At 71.7% G+C, this 17,780-nt stretch carries 13 protein-coding genes; 2 read left to right on the forward strand and 11 right to left on the reverse strand.

Translation table 11 applies throughout. From position 1 onward, the window contains the following. Window positions 1–68: 68 nt before the first annotated feature. The 9 genes from KV205_RS19260 to KV205_RS19300 form a co-directional block, all read right to left on the reverse strand. On the reverse strand, window positions 69–1,247 hold the full coding sequence (locus KV205_RS19260) for a pseudouridine synthase (RefSeq protein ID WP_265865656.1): 1,179 nt from the start codon (window positions 1,245–1,247) through the stop codon (window positions 69–71). Continuing rightward, complete coding sequence (gene scpB, locus KV205_RS19265; protein ID WP_265865694.1) at window positions 1,247–1,819, reverse strand: SMC-Scp complex subunit ScpB; 573 nt, start codon at window positions 1,817–1,819, stop codon at window positions 1,247–1,249. Before scpB ends, KV205_RS19260 begins: the two co-directional genes overlap by 1 nt. Before the next feature lie 32 nt (window positions 1,820–1,851). Beyond that, window positions 1,852–2,880, reverse strand: a complete 1,029-nt coding sequence (locus tag KV205_RS19270) for a ScpA family protein (RefSeq protein WP_265865657.1) — start codon at window positions 2,878–2,880, stop codon at window positions 1,852–1,854. Window positions 2,881–2,925: 45 nt separating this feature from the next. Beyond that, window positions 2,926–3,420 carry a hypothetical protein gene (locus KV205_RS19275; RefSeq protein ID WP_265865696.1) on the reverse strand — a complete coding sequence of 165 codons (495 nt, stop codon included), beginning with the start codon at window positions 3,418–3,420 and terminating at the stop codon, window positions 2,926–2,928. Further along, window positions 3,417–4,442 (reverse strand): ParA family protein, encoded by a 1,026-nt coding sequence (locus tag KV205_RS19280; RefSeq protein WP_265865697.1) that lies wholly within the window; start codon window positions 4,440–4,442, stop codon window positions 3,417–3,419. The genes KV205_RS19275 and KV205_RS19280 overlap by 4 nt, the downstream gene beginning before the upstream one ends. Before the next feature lie 446 nt (window positions 4,443–4,888). Continuing rightward, window positions 4,889–6,004, reverse strand: coding sequence for an alanine dehydrogenase (gene ald / locus KV205_RS19285; protein ID WP_265865658.1), 1,116 nt, complete (start codon window positions 6,002–6,004; stop codon window positions 4,889–4,891). Window positions 6,005–6,150: 146 nt separating this feature from the next. Then, entirely contained in the window at window positions 6,151–8,166 is a 2,016-nt protein-coding gene (locus tag KV205_RS19290; protein WP_374214690.1) for a tetratricopeptide repeat protein, read from the reverse strand. Between the two features lie 194 nt (window positions 8,167–8,360). Beyond that, window positions 8,361–8,987, reverse strand: a complete 627-nt coding sequence (locus KV205_RS19295) for an NUDIX hydrolase (RefSeq protein ID WP_265865660.1) — start codon at window positions 8,985–8,987, stop codon at window positions 8,361–8,363. An 87-nt stretch (window positions 8,988–9,074) separates the two neighbouring features. Continuing rightward, window positions 9,075–10,733 carry a CTP synthase gene (locus KV205_RS19300; RefSeq protein ID WP_265865698.1) on the reverse strand — a complete coding sequence of 553 codons (1,659 nt, stop codon included), beginning with the start codon at window positions 10,731–10,733 and terminating at the stop codon, window positions 9,075–9,077. A gap of 460 nt (window positions 10,734–11,193) precedes the next feature. On the opposite strand from KV205_RS19300, the gene KV205_RS19305 reads away from it, so the two are divergent. Continuing rightward, on the forward strand, window positions 11,194–12,996 hold the full coding sequence (locus KV205_RS19305; protein ID WP_265865661.1) for a glycoside hydrolase family 15 protein: 1,803 nt from the start codon (window positions 11,194–11,196) through the stop codon (window positions 12,994–12,996). Between the two features lie 83 nt (window positions 12,997–13,079). Further along, window positions 13,080–14,471 carry an FAD-binding oxidoreductase gene (locus tag KV205_RS19310; protein WP_265865662.1) on the forward strand — a complete coding sequence of 464 codons (1,392 nt, stop codon included), beginning with the start codon at window positions 13,080–13,082 and terminating at the stop codon, window positions 14,469–14,471. A 14-nt stretch (window positions 14,472–14,485) separates the two neighbouring features. On the opposite strand, the gene KV205_RS19315 is transcribed toward KV205_RS19310, so the two are convergent. Together KV205_RS19315 and KV205_RS19320 are read right to left on the reverse strand one after the other, a co-directional pair. After that, window positions 14,486–16,120, reverse strand: coding sequence for an NAD(P)/FAD-dependent oxidoreductase (locus KV205_RS19315; RefSeq protein ID WP_265865663.1), 1,635 nt, complete (start codon window positions 16,118–16,120; stop codon window positions 14,486–14,488). A gap of 31 nt (window positions 16,121–16,151) precedes the next feature. Next, window positions 16,152–17,750: an APC family permease gene (locus KV205_RS19320; RefSeq protein WP_374214691.1), complete on the reverse strand. Its 1,599-nt coding sequence runs from the start codon at window positions 17,748–17,750 to the stop codon at window positions 16,152–16,154. Window positions 17,751–17,780: the final 30 nt, after the last annotated feature.

Below are 17,780 nucleotides of genomic sequence, written 5' to 3' on the forward strand. Positions count from 1 at the left end.
ACGGCAAAGGGCCCGTGACCGCCTTGCGGGCGGTCACGGGCCTCTCGTGTCCTACGGGACGGGTACGGCTACAGGCCGACTTCCTTCATCAGCATGCCGACCTCGGTGTTGCTGAGCCGGCGCAGCCAGCCCGACTTCTGGTCGCCCAGGGTGATCGGGCCGAAGGCGGTGCGCACCAGCTTCTCGACCGGGAAGCCCGCCTCGGCGAGCATCCGGCGCACGATGTGCTTGCGGCCCTCGTGCAGCACGACCTCGACCAGGTAGTTCTTGCCGGTCTGCTCGACCACCCGGAAGTGGTCGGCGCGCGCGTAGCCGTCCTCCAGCTCGATGCCGTCCTTGAGCCGCTTGCCGACCTCGCGGGGCAGCGGGCCGGTGATGGCGGCCAGGTAGGTCTTCTTCACGCCGTACTTGGGGTGGGTGAGACGGTGGGCCAGCTCACCGTGGTTGGTGAGCAGGATGATGCCCTCCGTCTCCGTGTCGAGCCGGCCGACGTGGAAGAGCCGGGTCTCGCGGTTGGTGACGTAGTCGCCGAGGCACTGGCGGCCGTCGGGGTCCTCCATCGTGGAGACGACGCCCTCCGGCTTGTTCAGCGCGAAGAACTGGTACGACTGCGTCGCCACCGTCAGGCCGTCGACCCGGATCTCGTCGGAGTCCTTCACCCGGAGGCCCTGCTCCAGGACGATCTCGCCGTTGACCTCGACGCGGGCCTGCTCGATCAGCTCCTCGCAGGCGCGCCGCGAGCCGTAGCCGGCGCGGGCGAGGACCTTCTGCAGCCGCTCGCCCTCCTGCTCGGCGCCCGGGAAGGTCTTCGGGGTCTTGATCTGGGGCTTGTTCGCGTACCGCTCGCGGTTGCGCTCCTCCGCGCGGGCCTCGTACTCGCGCGAGCGGGCCGGCGCCGTGCGGCCGCCGCCGCGCTTCGGGGACTGCTTGGGGCCGCCCTTGGCGCCGCCGCGGGCCGCGTCGCCGCGCCCGCGCTTCGGGGCGCCGCCGCCGGACGAGGGCATGTCCACGTCGTACTGGCGGTCCTCGGGGCGGGGCCGGCGCGGACGGCCGGCGCCCTGACCGCCGCCCTGGCCGCCGCCCTGGCCGCTCGGACGGCCCTGACCGCCGCCCTGGCCGCTCGGACGGCCCTGGCCGCCGCGCTCGTCGCGGTTGTTGCCCGCGCCCCGGTAGTTGCCGCGGCCGCCGCTCTTGGCACCACGGCTCCCGCCGTTGTTTCCGCTGTTCCTGCCGCTGCTGCTTCGCATCAAACTTCCGTTGTCTCGTCTGCGTGCCCGGCGCCGTCGTCTGCGTCGGGGTCGAACGACGGGACGCCTTCCAGGGAGTCCGCCTCGACCGCTTCCGCCTCGGGGAGGAAGGGCGCGAGCTCCGGGAGCTCGTCCAGGCCGCGCAGGCCCATCCGCTCCAGGAAGTAGTTCGTCGTCCTGTACAGGATCGCACCTGTTTCGGGTTCCGCGCCCGCCTCCTCCACCAGACCGCGCTGGAGCAGGGTGCGCATGACCCCGTCGCAGTTCACCCCGCGCACCGCCGAGACCCGGGAACGGCTGACCGGCTGGCGGTACGCGACGACCGCCAGGGTCTCCAGGGCCGCCTGGGTGAGCCGGGCCTGCTGCCCGTCCAGGACGAAGGCCTCGACGGCGGCGGCGTGCTCGGCGCGGGTGTAGTAGCGCCAGCCGCCGGCGACCACGCGCAGCTCGAAGCCGCGGCCCTGGACGGCGTACTCGTCGGCGAGCTCGCGCAGCGCGAGCGCGACCTCGCGCGGTGTGCGGTCGAGGGCCTTGGCGAGCCGCTCCTCGGTGACGGGCTCGTCGACGACCATGAGGACGGCTTCGAGGGCGGGCTTGAGATCGCTCACGGGGCGTCCTCCTGATCGAATTCGTCGGTGACGGCGGCGGCCGCCGTGCCCGTCTCGCCGCCCGTCCAGGACACGGTGAGGTCCCCGAGGGCGGTCTCCTGGTCGAGGGCGACGGCCTTCTCCCGGTAGAGCTCCAGGAGGGCCAGGAAGCGGGCCACGACCGTCAGGGTGTCGTCGGTGCCGGCCACCAGCTCGCGGAAGCTGAGCGTGCCGCGCTCGCGCAGCAGCGCGACCACGATGCCCGCCTGCTCGCGCACGCTGACCAGCGGGGCGTGGATGTGGTCGACGTACACCTGCGGCTTGGCCTTGGGCTGCATGGCCTTCACGGCCAGCCTGGCGAAGCCCTCGGCGCCGATGGAGATGACGACCTCGGGCAGCAGCTCGGCGTGGTGCGGCTCCAGACCGACGGTGCGCGGATACCGCCGGCCCTCGCTCTCCCAGCGCTCGGCGAGGATCTCCGCGATCCGCTTGTACGCGCGGTACTGCAGCAGCCGCGCGAAGAGCAGGTCCCGGGCCTCCAGGAGCGCGAGGTCCGCCTCGTCCTCGACCTCGGCGGCGGGCAGCAGCCGCGCGGCCTTCAGATCGAGCAGGGTCGCCGCGACCACCAGGAACTCGGTGGTCTGGTCGAGGTCCCAGTCGGGCCCCATGGCGCGGATGTGCGCCATGAACTCGTCGGTCACCTTGGACAGCGCGACCTCGGTGACGTCCATCTTGTGCTTGGCGATCAGCTGGAGCAGCAGATCGAACGGCCCCTCGAAGTTCGCGAGCCGCACGGTGAAGCGCCCGTCACCGCCCTCGGAGGTCTCGGGAGCGGCCTCCAGGGGCTCAGGGACCTCGGGCTCCACCCGTACGGCCTCGGGCTCGGGCTCGGGCTCCGCCTCCACCCGTACGGGTACGGGCTCCGCCACCACGGGCGGCTCCGGCTCCGGATCCGGCTCCGCCACCGGCATCGGCCCCGCCCCCGGCCCGCGCCCCAGGGCGCGGCGGCGGGGCGGGCGGGACGTTTCGTCAGAGGGAGGGGGCATCGGGGTCCTGGTGGAGCGGGGGTGCGGCAGCTCCGCAGGCTACCGTCAGCGGCCGCGCAGGCGGCGCACGAGGATGCTCGCGTCGCCGCGGGACTCCAGGTCCGCGAGGACCACCGCGACCGCCTCGCGGACGATCCGGCCGCGGTCGACCGCGAGGCCGTGCTCGCCGCGCAGCACCAGGCGCGCGTGCTCCAGGTCCATCAGCTCCTCGGCGGAGACGTAGACCGTGATCTTCTCGTCGTGGCGCTCGCGCCCGCTGGGGCGCCGGCTGGCGGCGCGGGCCCGCCGCCGGGCCTGGGCCGGAGTGGCGGAGGAGGCGGCGGCCGGAGCCGCGGCCTTCGGGTCCGCCGTCCGGGCGCGCGGCTCCGTCGGCTCGGCGTCGGCGGCCGCGTGCTCGGCGGATCCCTCGGCCGACGCGCCGCCGGCCGCGGCCGAGTCGCTCTCGCCCGCCGGAGGCGGAACGGTCCGGCGCGGCGAGGAGGACTGCAGCCCCATGCCCCCGGTCGTACGGAACAGCTCGTCGGCGCCGGGCAGACTCACTCGGCGTGACACCGGGCGAGCACCTCCCTGGCGAGCTGACGGTAGGCCGCGGCGCCCACGCTGTTCGAGGCGTACGTGGTGATGGGCTCGCCGGCGACGGTGGTCTCCGGGAAGCGCACGGTCCGGCCGATCACCGTGTGGTACACGTGGTCGTCGAAGGCCTCGACGACGCGCGCGAGCACCTCGCGCGAGTGCACCGTCCGCGAGTCGTACATCGTGGCGAGGATGCCGTCGAGTTCCAGCTCGGGGTTGAGCCGCTCCTGGACCTTCTCGATCGTCTCGGTGAGCAGCGCCACGCCGCGCAGCGCGAAGAACTCGCACTCCAGCGGCACGATGACCTTGTGAGCGGCCGTCAGGGCGTTGACGGTGAGCAGGCCGAGCGAGGGCTGACAGTCGATCACGATGTAGTCGTAGTCGTTCATCAGCGGCTTGAGGGCGCGCTGCAGCGTGGACTCGCGCGCGACCTCGGAGACCAGCTGGACCTCGGCGGCCGACAGGTCGATGTTGCTCGGCAGCAGGTCCATGTTGGGGACCGCGGTCTTGAGCAGCACCTCGTCCGCCGACATGCCCCGCTCCATGAGCAGGTTGTAGACGGTGAGGTCGAGCTCCATGGGGTTCACGCCGAGGCCGACCGACAGGGCTCCCTGCGGGTCGAAGTCGACGAGCAGCACCCGCCGTCCGTACTCGGCGAGTGCGGCGCCCAGGTTGATGGTCGACGTGGTCTTGCCGACGCCGCCCTTCTGGTTGCACATCGCGATGATCTTCGCGGGTCCGTGGTCGGTCAGCGGGCCCGGGATCGGGAAGTACGGCAGGGGCCGTCCGGTGGGGCCGATCCGCTCGCGGCGCTGGCGGGCAGCGTCGGGTGCGAGGGTGGCCGCGTACTCCGGATCGGGCTCGTACTCGGCGTCGGGGTCGTAGAAGTGCCCCTCGGGCACCTCGTCAAAGGCGGCGAAGTGGGTGGACTCTCGGCCCATCTCGTTGCCGGCCGTGGCGTTCACGTGTAGGCCGTCCGTCATCTTCATCGTATGGGCTGGCGTCATGGTCTGGTGCGTCGCGAAGGTCCGCACCGCGACGGAGCCGATCGGGGCTCCTGGCTGGGCACCCTCGGGAGTAAATGTCGACTCATTCACAAGTCGTCTTACCTCCTTGGATTGACCAGGAACATTTATCGATAGGTCAGCGTGGCACCATGCCGACGGTTGGCGACTCTATGGCGTGTCACCGCTCCGCAGCAACACAATCCGCCGGACCCGGCCCGATGTGTCGGCAACCGAACACCCCGCTGTCAAGGGTGCGCAGGCAGGGAACCGTACGTTTCAGGGGTGCGCGAAACGGTTAAAGAGTTACGTTCGAGGCGAGTTGACCGGGCGTCGGAACGTGGCCGGACACACATCGGGCCGGACCTTGCTCGACAAGGTCCGGCCCGGTGCGCGGGGTTGACGGCGGATGTTGACAGCCGTCCGTCCGATCAGCCCAGGAGGCTGGCCAGCTCGACGTGGTCGTAGCCGTGGGCCTCGGCGACCTCGCGGTAAACGACCTTGCCCTCATGGGTGTTGAGACCCTTGGCGAGCGCGGCGTCGCGGCGCAGCGCCTCGACCCAGCCGTTGTTCGCCAGCGACACGATGTAGGGCAGCGTGGCGTTGGTGAGGGCGTAGGTGGAGGTGTTCGGGACCGCGCCGGGCATGTTGGCGACGCAGTAGAAGACCGAGTTGTGGACCTGGAAGGTCGGCTCGGCGTGGGTGGTCGGGTGGGAGTCCTCGAAGCAGCCGCCCTGGTCGATGGCAATGTCGACAAGGACACTTCCGGGCTTCATCTTGGCGACGAGCTCGTTGGTGACCAGCTTCGGGGCCTTGGCGCCCGGGATGAGGACGGCGCCGACGACGAGGTCGGCCTCGATGACGGCCTTCTCCAGCTCGAAGGCGTTGGAGACGATCGTCTTCACCTTGGTGCCGAAGATCTTGTCGGCCTCGCGGAGCTTGTTGATGTCCTTGTCGAGCAGGGTCACGTGGAAGCCCAGGCCGATGGCGATCTGCACGGCGTTCCAGCCGGAGACGCCGCCGCCGATGACGACGCACTCGCCGGCGTGGGTGCCGGGGACGCCGCCGGGGAGCACGCCGCGGCCGCCGGCCGAGCGCATCAGGTGGTAGGCGCCGACCTGCGGGGCCAGCCGGCCCGCGACCTCGGACATCGGGGCGAGCAGCGGGAGCGCGCGGTTGGCGGTCTCGACCGTCTCGTAGGCGATGGCGGTGGTGCCGGACTCGAGGAGCGCGTCGGTGCACTCCTTGGAGGCGGCGAGGTGCAGGTAGGTGAAGAGCGTCTGGTCCTTGCGGAGGCGGTGGTACTCCTCCGCGATCGGCTCCTTGACCTTGAGCAGCAGGTCGGCGGTGGCCCAGACCTCGTCGGCGGTGGCGAGGATCTCGGCGCCGGCCGACACGTACTCCTCGTCCGTGATCGAGGAGCCGACACCGGCGTTCTGCTCGACGAAGACCTGGTGTCCGTTGCGGACGAGCTCGTGGACACCGGCGGGGGTGATGGCCACGCGGAACTCGTTGTTCTTGACCTCGCGGGGGATGCCGACCTTCATCGTCGATCACGGTCCTTGAATCGGGGGAAACGGGGGTGCACTGCGATACATACCCGGATGCACTACCGCGCACCGGGACAGACCGCGGTCGATCGCGGCGCAACCAGTCTAATGAAGGAGTTCCCGCTGTCTAGCCTTGCAAAGCACTAATCTTCTTCAGAAGCACTGCGGATTTCGCAGGCGGAGGAACCGCTTCCAAGGAGTCTTTCGGCCGCGGACCGGTGCAGCCGGGCCGCCGCGGGGTCGCCGAGCCGGTCCAGGGTGTCGGCCAGCCTGAGCTGGAGCGCCGCCTGCAGCCGTACGTCCTGGGCACGCCGGGCCCAGTCGACCGCCTCCTCGCAGGTCCGCAGGCTCTCCTCGGGCCGGCCCGCGTACTCCTGGACCCGGGCCGCCTCGCTCAACGCCCGTGCGTAGCCCGGGAGATCGGCGAGCCGCCGGTAGCCCGCGGCGGCGGCGCGCCAGTTGCGCAGCGCCTCCCCGTAGCGGCCCGCATAGGTGTGCACCGCGCCGAGCCGGCCGTAGAGCCGGGCCTGGTCGGCGCGCTCGTCGCGGGCGAGGCGCTGGGCGAGGGCGCGCCCGTACCAGTCGCCGGCCCGCTGCCAGTCCCCCAGCTCCTGATAGGCCCCACCTACGGATTCCATTGCGCGGCCGGTCGCGTACGGATCATTTGCTCGCCTTCCGGCGTCCAAAGCCGACCGATATCGTTGCAGAGCGTCCTCGGTGCGTCCGGTCCTGGCGTCCAGGTCGGCCAGGTTGAGCAGGGCCGCGGCCTGCTCCCGGTGCAATCCGCGCCGCTCGGCGACGTCCAGGACCAGGCGGTGCAGCCCGTAGAGGTCGGGGGCTGCGGCCTCGGCGCCCCGGTGCGCGGTGAGCGCCCGGACCAGGGCCGCGATCAGCCGCCGGGCCAGGGTGTCGAGCTCCCCGTCGGCGACGGCGAGCCGGGCCGCGGCGAGCAGCACCGGACGCCGGCCGTCCAGCCAGGCCCGGGCGGTCGCCGTGTTCGGGAAGCGCAGCGCGCGGGGCAGCCCGGCGAGCTTGCGGCGGGCCGGGGAGCCCTCGGGTTCGGTGACGGCGCGGGCGGACTGCAGCAGCCGCACGGTCCGCTCCAGCATCCGGGCCCGGGCCAGCTGCACCTCGGCCGGCCGGTCGAGCTCGGTCAGCCGCTCGCGCAGCAGCGGCACCAGGTGCCCGCCCACCTCGTACTGCCCGTCCCCGCCGGGCACCTCCCGTACGAGACCGAGCGCGGCGAAGTCCGCGAGGGTGGTCGCCGCGGCGGACACCGAGCAGCCGGCGAGCGCGGAGGCGGTGTGGGCGTCGGCCCGGCCGAGCGGGGCGAGCGCCAGATGACGCAGTATCCGGGCGGCCGGCTGCGGCAGCGCCTCGTGCACCAGGGCGAAGGTCCGCTCGACCGGATCGCCGGTCAGCCCGCGCAGCCGCTTGGTGAGGTCGGCGACCGAGGCGTTGGGCCGGGCGGCGAGCCAGCCGCCGGCCAGGACGAGCGCCGCGGGCAGTCCGCCGCACTCCTCGGCCAGGCTCTCGGCGGCCTGCGGGTCGACGGTGACCCGGACGGAGCCGGTGAAGGCGGTGAGCAGTTCGATGGCCGACTTGGGGTCGAGGCCGCCGACCGTGCAGGGCCGCACGTCCGGGATGCCGGTGAGCGGGCCCCGGGCCACGCCCACCACCAGGGCGTCGGGGTTGTCCGGGAGCAGCGGGTCGACCTGTTCGGCGTCGACGGCGTCGTCGAGCAGCAGCAGCGCCCGGCGCCCGGTGAAGGCGGTGCGGACCAGGGCGGTCAGCTCGTCCTCGGCGGCGCCCGGGGGCTCCTCGACGCCGAGCGCGGCGAGCAGTTCCCGGGCGGCGCGGGCGGTGGGGACGGGGTCGCCGCCGGGCTCGGTGAGCCGGGTCCGGAACACCCCGTCGGGGTAGTCGGCGGCGAGCCCGCCGACCAGTTCCTCGGCGAGCGCGGTCCGCCCCGAGCCGGGCTTGCCCGCGATCAGCAGGACCCGGGCGCGGGGGGCCTTGCGGCCGGTGAGGGTGTCGAGGCCGGTGCGTTCGATGTCGGCCCGCAGCGCCTTCAACTCCCGCTGGCGACCGTAGAACCGCGAGGCGCCGACCTGCTCCAGGCTTCGTCCGGGGGGACCCCCAACCGCCTGATCCGTCACGGGCCACTCTCCCGTCCACCTGCGCACGACCATCCCGCGGGGGGCTCCGCACGGGCGATCACGAGCGTAGTTCAGGCCACGGCACGGATCCGGCGGAGCGCGGCGGACGAATCGCCCGATCGGATCAGTGGATTGTCGGACCGGCGGCGGGCGAAGGGCGCGGGCGGGATCCCCCGCCCCCTCCCTCGTACCGGCTACGCCTCGAACGGCCGGGCCGGCCACTCCGCGTCCGCCGGGCGCAGCGCGTCCAGGCCGTCGCCGGTGCGGGCCGCCATCAGCGAGAGCACGCCCACCACCAGGCAGTTGTTGTGCAGCTCGCCCGCGAGCACACCGCGGACCAGCTCGGCCAGCGGGACCCGGGCGAACTCCATGTCGGCCTCCTCGTCGGAGACCTCGTACCGCTCCCCCTCCGCCTCGGCGAGGTCGCGGGCCAGGAAGATCCGCACGGCCTCGTCACAGCCGCCGGGCGTGGTGTAGACGTCGGTGAGGACCCGCCAGTCCTCGGCCTTGACGTGGGCCTCCTCGTACAGCTCGCGCTGGGCGGCGTGCAGCGGGTTCTCGCCGGGCACGTCGAGCAGTCCGGCCGGGATCTCCCACAGCTTCTGCTTCACCGGGTGACGGTACTGCTTGAGCAGCAGCACCCGGTCCTGCTCGTCGAGGGCGACGACCGCGACCGAGCCGGGGTGGACCTGGTAGTCGCGGCGGGCGACCGTGCCGTCCGGCATGACCACGTCGTCCGTGCGGACACTCGTCTTGTTGCCCTTGAAGGGGGTGGTGGTGGCGACGACCTGCCACTCCTCCGGGGTGTCCTGCACCTGCATCAGTAGTCCTCCCACATGACCGCGTACGAAAGCCGGGGTACGCGTCCCGTGAGGGACCCGTACCCCGGCAACGTTAACGCCCGTGGACTACTGGGCCGGCTTGCCCGTCTTGCGCTCGACGGCCGCCTTCACCAGGCCCGCGAACAGCGGGTGCGGGCGGGTCGGGCGGGACTTGAGCTCCGGGTGCGCCTGGGTGGCGACCAGGTAGGGGTGCACGTCCTTCGGGTACTCGACGAACTCGACGAGCTTGTTGTCCGGGGAGGTGCCGGAGAAGACCAGACCGGCCTTCTTCTCCAGCTCCGCGCGGTACGCGTTGTTCACCTCGTAGCGGTGACGGTGGCGCTCCTCGACGTACGGCTCGTCCGCGTAGGTCTCGCGGACCACCGAGCCCTCGGCGAGCTTGGCCGGGTAGAGGCCCAGGCGCATCGTTCCGCCCAGGTCGCCGGCGCCCTCGACGTACGCCAGCTGCTCCTCCATCGTCGAGACGACGGGGTGCGCGGTGGCCGGGTCGAACTCGGTGGAGTTGGCCTCGGGGATGTCGGCCAGGTTGCGGGCGGCCTCGATCACGATGCACTGCAGGCCCAGGCAGATGCCGAGCAGCGGCACCTTGTTCTCGCGGGCGTAGCGGATCGCGCCGACCTTGCCGGCCACGCCGCGGTCGCCGAAGCCGCCGGGGACGAGGATCGCGTCGCAGTCGCCGAGCTGCTGCTCGGCGCCGGCCGGGGTCTTGCAGTCGTCGGAGGTGACCCACTTGACCTTGACCCGGGCCTTGTTGGCGAAGCCGCCGGCGCGCATGGCCTCGGTCACCGACAGATAGGCGTCGGGCAGGTCGATGTACTTGCCGACGAGCGCGACGGTGACCTCGTGGTCGGGGTTGTGGACGCGGTCCAGGAGGTCCTCCCAGACGGTCCAGTCCACGTCGCGGAAGGGCAGGTCGAGCTTGCGGACGACATAGGCGTCCAGGCCCTCGGTGTGCAGCACCTTCGGGATGTCGTAGATCGACGGGGCGTCGATGGCGGCGACCACGGCGGCCTCGTCGACGTCGCACATCAGCGAGATCTTGCGCTTGATGGCGGTCGGGACCTCGCGGTCGGCGCGCAGCACGATCGCGTCGGGCTGGATGCCGATGTTGCGCAGGGCGGCGACGGAGTGCTGGGTCGGCTTGGTCTTCAGCTCGCCGGACGGGCCGATGTAGGGCAGCAGCGAGATGTGCACGACGAAGACGTTGTCGCGGCCGACCTCGTGGCGGACCTGGCGGACGGTCTCCAGGAACGGCAGCGACTCGATGTCGCCGACCGTGCCGCCGACCTCGGTGATGACGACGTCGACGTCGTCGGTCGCCATGCGGCGGATCCGGGACTTGATCTCGTTGGTGATGTGCGGGATGACCTGCACGGTGTCGCCGAGGTACTCGCCGCGCCGCTCCTTGGCGATGACCTGCGAGTAGACCTGGCCGGTGGTGACGTTGGCCGAGCCGTCGAGGTCGACGTCGAGGAAGCGCTCGTAGTGGCCGATGTCCAGGTCGGTCTCGGCGCCGTCGTTGGTGACGAACACCTCGCCGTGCTGGAAGGGGTTCATCGTGCCCGGGTCGACGTTCAGGTACGGGTCGAGCTTCTGCATCGTGACCCGCAGGCCCCGGGCCTTGAGGAGCGCACCCAGGCTGGAGGCGGTCAGGCCCTTGCCGAGGGAGGAGGCGACACCCCCGGTGACGAAGATGTGCTTGGTCGTCGTGGTGTTGGGCGGCATCGCCAAGAGGGGGCTCCCGTGGTCGCGTTCTGGAAGTGCGTACCGGCGTCCCCTCCGGAAGAATCGGGGGGTGCCGTCGCTGCGGTTTCGGGGTCCTCGGCTGTCGCCGTTTCCCACCGGTCCACGGGGTACCAGGGTATCAGCGACATCGGGAGACCGCTTCCGGCCACACGCGGCAGTCGGGTGCACACGGTCGGCGAGGGAGCCGCACAGGGCAAGGAGGGTTTTCGGTCGAGGTCAAGACCCATTCACCCGATCGGCTCAGCGCCGTTGCAAGATCGGCGCCGCCGGTCACTAGGGTGCGTCGTATCCTGCTCGGACACGCGCTGCCGAGCCGGACCGGCACGGCACCACCCCCGCCAAGTCACCGGTACGAAGAGCTCGTCAACGATCCCTTGACCGCTGACCGTAACCGTCGCCCCGTGGGGCGGACGTGGCCGTTCGATCTGGAGTGAAGCACGTGGCCGGGCGCATCGAGGATTACGCACTCATCGGAGACATGCAGACCGCCGCCCTGGTCTGCCGGGACGGCAGTGTCGACTGGCTCTGCCTGCCCCGCTTCGATTCCCACGCAGTCTTCGCGGGACTGCTCGGGACCGAGGAGCACGGCTTCTGGCGGGTCGGCCCCGCGGTCCCCGAGGGCGCGCCCGCGGCCCCCGCCGACCGGCGCCGCTACCGGGGCGACTCGCTCGTCCTGGAGTCCGAGTGGGACACCCCGCGCGGCACGGTCCGGGTGACCGATTTCATGCCCCCGCGCGACGGGGCGCCGCAGCTGATCCGGATCGTCGAGGGAGTCAGCGGCCGGGTGCGGATGCGCTCCTCGCTGCGCATGCGGTTCAGCTACGGGCGGGTGGTGCCCTGGGTGCACAAGGTGGGCGAGCGGACGGTCGCCGTCGCCGGGCCGGACTCGGTGTGGCTGGACGCCGACGCCGAGACCCACGGCAAGGACCTCACCACGTACTCCGAGTTCACCGTCACGCCCGGGGACCGGATCACCTTCACGCTCTCCTGGCAGCCCTCGCACAAGGAGCCGCCGCCGCTGCCGGACCCGGAGGGCTCGCTGGAGGCGACCGTCGAGTTCTGGCGCGAGTGGGTGGAGCACTGCACGTACCACGGCCCCTACCGGGAGGCGGTGGTCCGCTCGCTGATCACCCTGAAGGCGCTGACGTACGCGCCGACCGGCGGGATCGTGGCCGCGCCGACCACCTCGCTGCCGGAGGAGATCGGCGGCGTACGGAACTGGGACTACCGCTACACCTGGCTGCGGGACGCGGCGATCACCCTCTCCTCGATGCTGCGCACCGGCTACCGCGAGGAGGCCCGCGCCTGGCGGGACTGGCTGCTCCGCGCCGTCGCGGGCGACCCGGAGAACCTGCAGATCATGTACGGCATCGCCGGCGAGCGGGAGCTCGGCGAGGCGGAGCTGGACTGGCTGCCGGGGTACGAGAACTCCGGCCCGGTCCGGGTCGGCAACGGCGCCGCGAACCAGCTCCAGCTGGACGTGTACGGCGAGGTCACCGAGGCCCTGCACCTGGCGCACATGACGGGCCTGTCCCGCAACGACTACGCCTCCCTCCTGCAGATCAAGCTGATCAACTACCTGGAGAAGAACTGGGACCAGCCCGACGAGGGCATCTGGGAGGTGCGCGGCCCGCGCCGCCACTTCACCCACTCCAAGGTGATGGCCTGGGTGGCGGTGGACCGCACGATCAAGCTGATCGAGTCCGGCGACGCGGACGGCCCGCTGGAGCGCTGGCGCGAGCTGCGCGACGAGATCCACCGGGACGTCTGCGAGAAGGGCTACGACAAGGAGCGCAACACCTTCACCCAGTCCTACGGCTCGCAGGAGCTGGACGCCTCGCTGCTGCTGATCCCGCAGATGGGCTTCCTGCCGCCGGACGACAAGCGCGTCATCGGCACGATCGAGGCGATCCAGCGCGAGCTGTCCACGGAGGACGGCTTCGTGCTCCGCTACCCGACGGCCGGCGAGGAGGCGGGCGTGGACGGCCTGGAGGGCGACGAGGGCGCGTTCCTCGCCTGCTCGTTCTGGCTGGCCGACGACCTGGCGATGATCGGCCGGGTCGACGAGGCCCGCAAGCTCTTCGAGAAGCTGCTCTCGCTCCGCAACGACCTGGGTCTGCTCGCCGAGGAGTGGGACGCCCGCCTGCAGCGCCAGGTCGGCAACTTCCCGCAGGCCTTCAGCCACGTCCCGCTGATCGACACGGCGCTGCGGCTGACGGCGAGCGGGGCGTACGGGGGCTAGCGGGGCTGAGGGGCGCGCCCGGGGGGCCGGACCTACGATGAAAGGGTCCTGACCCCCCTCCGTCACGAAAGGGGGGCACCCCCATGGCTCCCCGCACCATCACTCCTGACAGCGCCCTCGCGGGACTGCGCGAGGACATCGCCGGCGACGTGTACGTGCCGGGCGATCCGGGCTACGAAGAGGCCAGGGTCGTCTTCAACGCGATGATCGACCGGCGACCCGCGGTCATCGCCCAGTGCGAGACGCATGAGGACGTCATCAACGCGGTCCTGTTCGGGCAGGACGCCGGGCTGCCGATCGCGGTGCGCGGGGGCGGGCACAGTGTGGCCGGGGCCGCGCTCAACGACGGCGGGCTCGTGGTGGACCTGCGGCGGATGCACGCCGTGGTGGCCGACCCTGAGCACATGACGGTACGGGTCGCGGGCGGGGCGACGATGAGCCATCTGGACCGGGCGTGCCAGCCCTTCCATGTGGCGGTGACCGGCGGACGGGCGTCCACGACCGGGGTCGGTGGGTTCACGCTGGGCGGCGGGTCGGGCTGGCTGGAGCGGAAGTTCGGGCTCGCCTGCGACAATCTGCTGGCCGTGGAGCTGGTGACGGCCGAGGGCCACCACGTGCACGCGGACGCCGAGGAGAACGCGGAGCTGTTCTGGGCGCTGCACGGCGGCGGCGGGAACTTCGGGGTGGTCACCTCGATGACGCTGCGGGTACACCCCCTGCCGGAGTTCTCCTTCGTGATGCTGCTGTTCCCGAAGGAGGCGGGCCCCGAGGTGATCCGCGCCTACCGGGACCTGCTGACGGACGCGCCGGACGAGGCCGGCGGCGGCGGGATCTATCTCAACGCGCCGCCCGAGGAGTTCATCCCGGAGGAGCTCCAGGGCACGCTGCTCGCGGGCGCACTGGTGACCTGGGCCGGTCCGGCGTCCGAGGTCCGCGAGTTCGCGGCGCCGCTGTACGCGCTGAAGCCGTCGGTGGAGCTGCTCATGGACCTCCCGTACGCCGACTTCCAGTGCATGCTGGACGACCCGCCGGGGATGCGGAACTACTGGTCGGCGGAGTATCTGTCAGGCTTCCCGGACCCCGCCGTCGACGTGTTCTGCGCCCGTTCGGCCGGGATGATCGTGCCCTCGGGCATGCAGCACGTGCTGTTCCCGCTGGGCGGCCAGGTGGCCCGTGGCCCGGCCGAGTTCCCGATCCCGTGGCGGCCCGCGGCCTGGGGTGTGCACCCCTTCGCGGTGTGGGAGGACCCGGCCGACGACGAACGCGCGATCCAGTGGGTGCGGGACGTCCGCGCCGACGCCCAGCCCTGGTCGATCGGCGCGGTGTACCTGAACTTCACGGGCGACGAGGGCCGGCAGCGGGTGGTCGAGGGCTTCGGCGCCGAGAACTACCGGCGCCTGGCCCGGGTCAAGGCCGCCTACGACCCTGCCAACGTCTTCCGCTTCAACCACAACATCGCGCCGGCCGCCGCCTGACTCGGCCGAGGGCGTCACGTGAGGGCGGCGATCACCTCCCGGGCGGCCCGCTCGCCCTCGGTGGCGCCGCCTTCCATGAAGCCCTGGAAGTCGTACGAGCAGTGCTCGCCGCCGATGTGGACGTTGCCCTGGGCGGTGCCCTCGTAGCCGGCGTAACGGTGGAGGTAGCCCACCGGCCAGTAGGAGTAGGCGCCGAGGGAGTACGGGTTCTCGTGCCAGGTGGAGAGCTGGGCGCGCCCGGTGTACGACTTCGAGGTGCCGGGGAAGAAGGCGTCGATGCCCTTCAGGTAGCGGGCGACGAGGTCCCGGACGTACGGGTCGGACTCGGTGGAGAAGGGGCCCGCGGGGCTCAGGTTCCGGGCCAGGCTGCCGCCGCCGTACTGGATGAGGATGCCGCCGGTGCCGCCCTGGACCTTGGTGGTGTCCCAGGTCTGCTGGACCTCGGTGTCGGTGAAGCAGTCGCCGGCGGAGACCCCGGGCCAGGGGCCGGTGCCGCGCCAGGGGCGGGTGGCGAACTGCATGTTGAGCTTGGTGCAGTAGCCCATCCGCGCGTCCCGCAGCAGGTTGCTCATCCGCGGGTCGAAGCCGGCCCGGGAGAGGTCGAGCCGCTGGAGGACGGGCAGCGGTACGCACAGGACGGTGTGGTCGGCGGTGACCGTCCGGGTGCTGCCGGCCTCGGTGAACGTGAGGGTCTGGGTGCCGTCGGCGTTGGCCCGTACGGCGTCGAGGGACCAGCCCATATGCAGGGTGCCGGGCTTGAGGGCCCCGGCGACGGCGTTCGGCAGCCGGTCGTTGCCGCCGACGACGTGGTAGCGCTCGTTGGACAGGCCCCAGATGTTGAAGCGGCCCGGATTGGTCTGGTAGCCCATGAGCAGCACCAGGGCGAGCGAGGACTGGTCGACGGTGTCGGCGCCGTACTCGACGTTGTAGGCGACGTCGAAGAACCGGCCGAGCGGTGAGGCGTGCCCGCCGGGGACCCGGCTCTCGATCCAGTCGTACAGCGTCATGTCGTCGAGGGCGGTGCCGGTGGGCGTGGTCTGGTTCCACTTGACCTCGCCCGCGTCGAGCAGGTCGCGGTGCAGCTGCTGGTAGACCGCGTTGAAGTCCTCGTCGGCCTGTTCCCGCGGATAGTAGGCGCCGTCGAACCAGAGGACCTCCTCGGCTCCGTTGGGTCCGCCGCCGAGGAAGTCCTCGGTGGCGAGGCCGAAGCGGCGGCAGAGTTCGAGGATCTTCTTGTGGCTGGTGTCGATGAGCTCGCCGCCGATCTCGGAGGTCTGCCCGTACGCCCAGTGCTCGCGCTGGGTCCACATGCGGCCGCCGACCCGGCTCGGGTTCGCCTCGTACAGGACCGGGCTGAGTCCGGCGTCCTGGAGGGTGAGGGCGGCGGTGAGGCCGGCGATGCCGGCTCCGACGACGGCGATCCGGGCGCCGCCGGCGGGGGTGACGGCCTTGGCGACCGCCGGGGCGGCCACGGCCGTCCCGGCGGAGACGGCGATGCCGGCCGCGGCGGCGTACTTGAGGAGGGTGCGGCGGCCGACGGCGTTGGCCCGCAGTCCGCGCAGTTCGGCCACGGGGATGTCCAGCCGTCGGGCGTCGACGTGCTCGGCGGCGAGGTGCTTCAGGAGGTGCATCGGGTTGGTGCGTGCCATGGGGCGCTCCTGGAGGGATGGGGGTGAGGGGTCAGCTCTGCGGTACGGGCGCGGGGGCCGGGTCCGGGTCCGGGTCCGGGTCAGCGGTGTCGTCGGCGCGCTCGGCGGCGTCCTCCAGGACGATCCGGCCGATGATCTCGTAGCGCTCGGGGCGCCGGGCCTTGAGGTAGAGCCCGAGGCCGAGGCCGCCGAAGAAGACGAACCCGACGATCCACGGGATGGCCTTGAAGAAGAGGGAGTCGGCGGCGAGCCCGGCCGCCGTCTCCATGTTCATGACCAGCAGCACGACGACGGCGATCATGCCGACCCCGCCGAGCAGCGGCGCGGTGAAGGTCTTGAACCAGTGCCGGTCCTCGGGGTGGTTCCGGCGGAAGTAGCCGATGACGGCGAAGGAGCAGAGGGTCTGCACGATGAGGATCGCCATCGTGCCGAGGATCGCGAGCAGTGTGTAGAGGTGGATGTAGGGGTCCTGGCCGGTGAGCCAGAACGCGCCGACGAGGACGACGGCGATGACGCTCTGCGTGAAGGAGGCGAGGTACGGCGAACCGTGCTTCGGGTGGGTGCGCCCGAGCGCCGGGTGCAGGAAGCCCTCGCGGCCGATCGCGTACAGATAGCGGGCGGCGCACTGGTGGAAGGCCATGCCGCAGGCGAAGGAGCCGGTGAGCAGCAGCCACTGGAAGGCGTCGACGGCCCAGCCGCCGATGAAGGACTCGGTGGGCGCGAAGAACAGGTCGAGGGGGCTGGCCGAGGAGGACAGCTTGACCGAGCCGGCGAGCCCGTTGCCGGCGATGGTCATCCACGAGACGTAGATGTAGAAGAGGCCGACGCCGATCACGGAGATGAGGGTGGCGCGCGGGATGACCCGCTTGGGGTCGCGGGACTCCTCCCCGTACATGGCGGTGGACTCGAAGCCGACCCACGACCAGAAGGCGAAGAACAGACCGAGGCCGGCGGAGGCGCCGGTGAAGGCGTTCTTCGGGTTGATCGGCTCCGCCGGGATGCCGTCGGGGCCGCCGCCGGCGATCAGTACGGCGGTGGCGACCGCGAACAGCACCGCGATCTCGGCCACCAGCATCACGCCGAGCGCCTTGGCGGTGAGGTTGATGTCGAAGTACGACAGGACGGCGGTGACCGCGAGCATGGCCGCCGCGTAGCCGATCCACGGCAGGTCCACGCCGAGTTGGGCGGCCACGGTGGTCTTGGCGAAGTAGGCGAAGACGCCGACGATGGACGCCTCGAAGACGATGTACGCGAGGACGGCGAGCATGCCGGAGGCCATGCCGGCGATCCGGCCGAGGCCGTGCGAGATGTAGCCGTAGAAGGCGCCGGCGGCGGTGATCCGCTTGGCCATGGCGACATAGCCGACCGAGAAGACGGTGAGGACGACGGTCGCGAAGAGATAGCCGGCGGGGGCTCCGGTGCCGTTGCCGAAGCCGACGGCGATGGGGAGGTTGCCGGTCATCGCGGTGATCGGGGCGGCCGTGGCGACCGCCATGAAGACGACTCCGACGAGGCCGACCGAGTTCGCCTTGAGCCGGTGGACCTCGGGGGCCGGGGCCGCTGGGGCGGCTGGGGTGGCTTGTGGGGCCTGGGGAGCCTGGGGCCCCGTCGGGTTGGGGTTCTCTGCCATGGCGCGAGAGCATCCTCGTACGTGACGTAG

The organism is Streptomyces sp. SKN60, from assembly GCF_026236535.1.
In the GTDB taxonomy this organism is placed as follows: domain Bacteria; phylum Actinomycetota; class Actinomycetes; order Streptomycetales; family Streptomycetaceae; genus Streptomyces.

Coding starts and splice junctions, on each gene's coding strand:
- KV205_RS19260 (WP_265865656.1), bottom strand. CDS start 1,247: ATGCGAAGCAGCAGCGGCAGGAACAGCGGAAACAACGGCGGGAGCCGT.
- scpB (WP_265865694.1), bottom strand. CDS start 1,819: ATGGTCGTCGACGAGCCCGTCACCGAGGAGCGGCTCGCCAAGGCCCTC.
- KV205_RS19270 (WP_265865657.1), bottom strand. CDS start 2,880: ATGCCCCCTCCCTCTGACGAAACGTCCCGCCCGCCCCGCCGCCGCGCC.
- KV205_RS19280 (WP_265865697.1), bottom strand. CDS start 4,442: ATGAAGATGACGGACGGCCTACACGTGAACGCCACGGCCGGCAACGAG.
- ald (WP_265865658.1), bottom strand. CDS start 6,004: ATGAAGGTCGGCATCCCCCGCGAGGTCAAGAACAACGAGTTCCGCGTG.
- KV205_RS19295 (WP_265865660.1), bottom strand. CDS start 8,987: ATGCAGGTGCAGGACACCCCGGAGGAGTGGCAGGTCGTCGCCACCACC.
- KV205_RS19300 (WP_265865698.1), bottom strand. CDS start 10,733: ATGCCGCCCAACACCACGACGACCAAGCACATCTTCGTCACCGGGGGT.
- KV205_RS19310 (WP_265865662.1), top strand. CDS start 13,080: ATGGCTCCCCGCACCATCACTCCTGACAGCGCCCTCGCGGGACTGCGC.
- KV205_RS19315 (WP_265865663.1), bottom strand. CDS start 16,120: ATGGCACGCACCAACCCGATGCACCTCCTGAAGCACCTCGCCGCCGAG.
- KV205_RS19320 (WP_374214691.1), bottom strand. CDS start 17,750: ATGGCAGAGAACCCCAACCCGACGGGGCCCCAGGCTCCCCAGGCCCCA.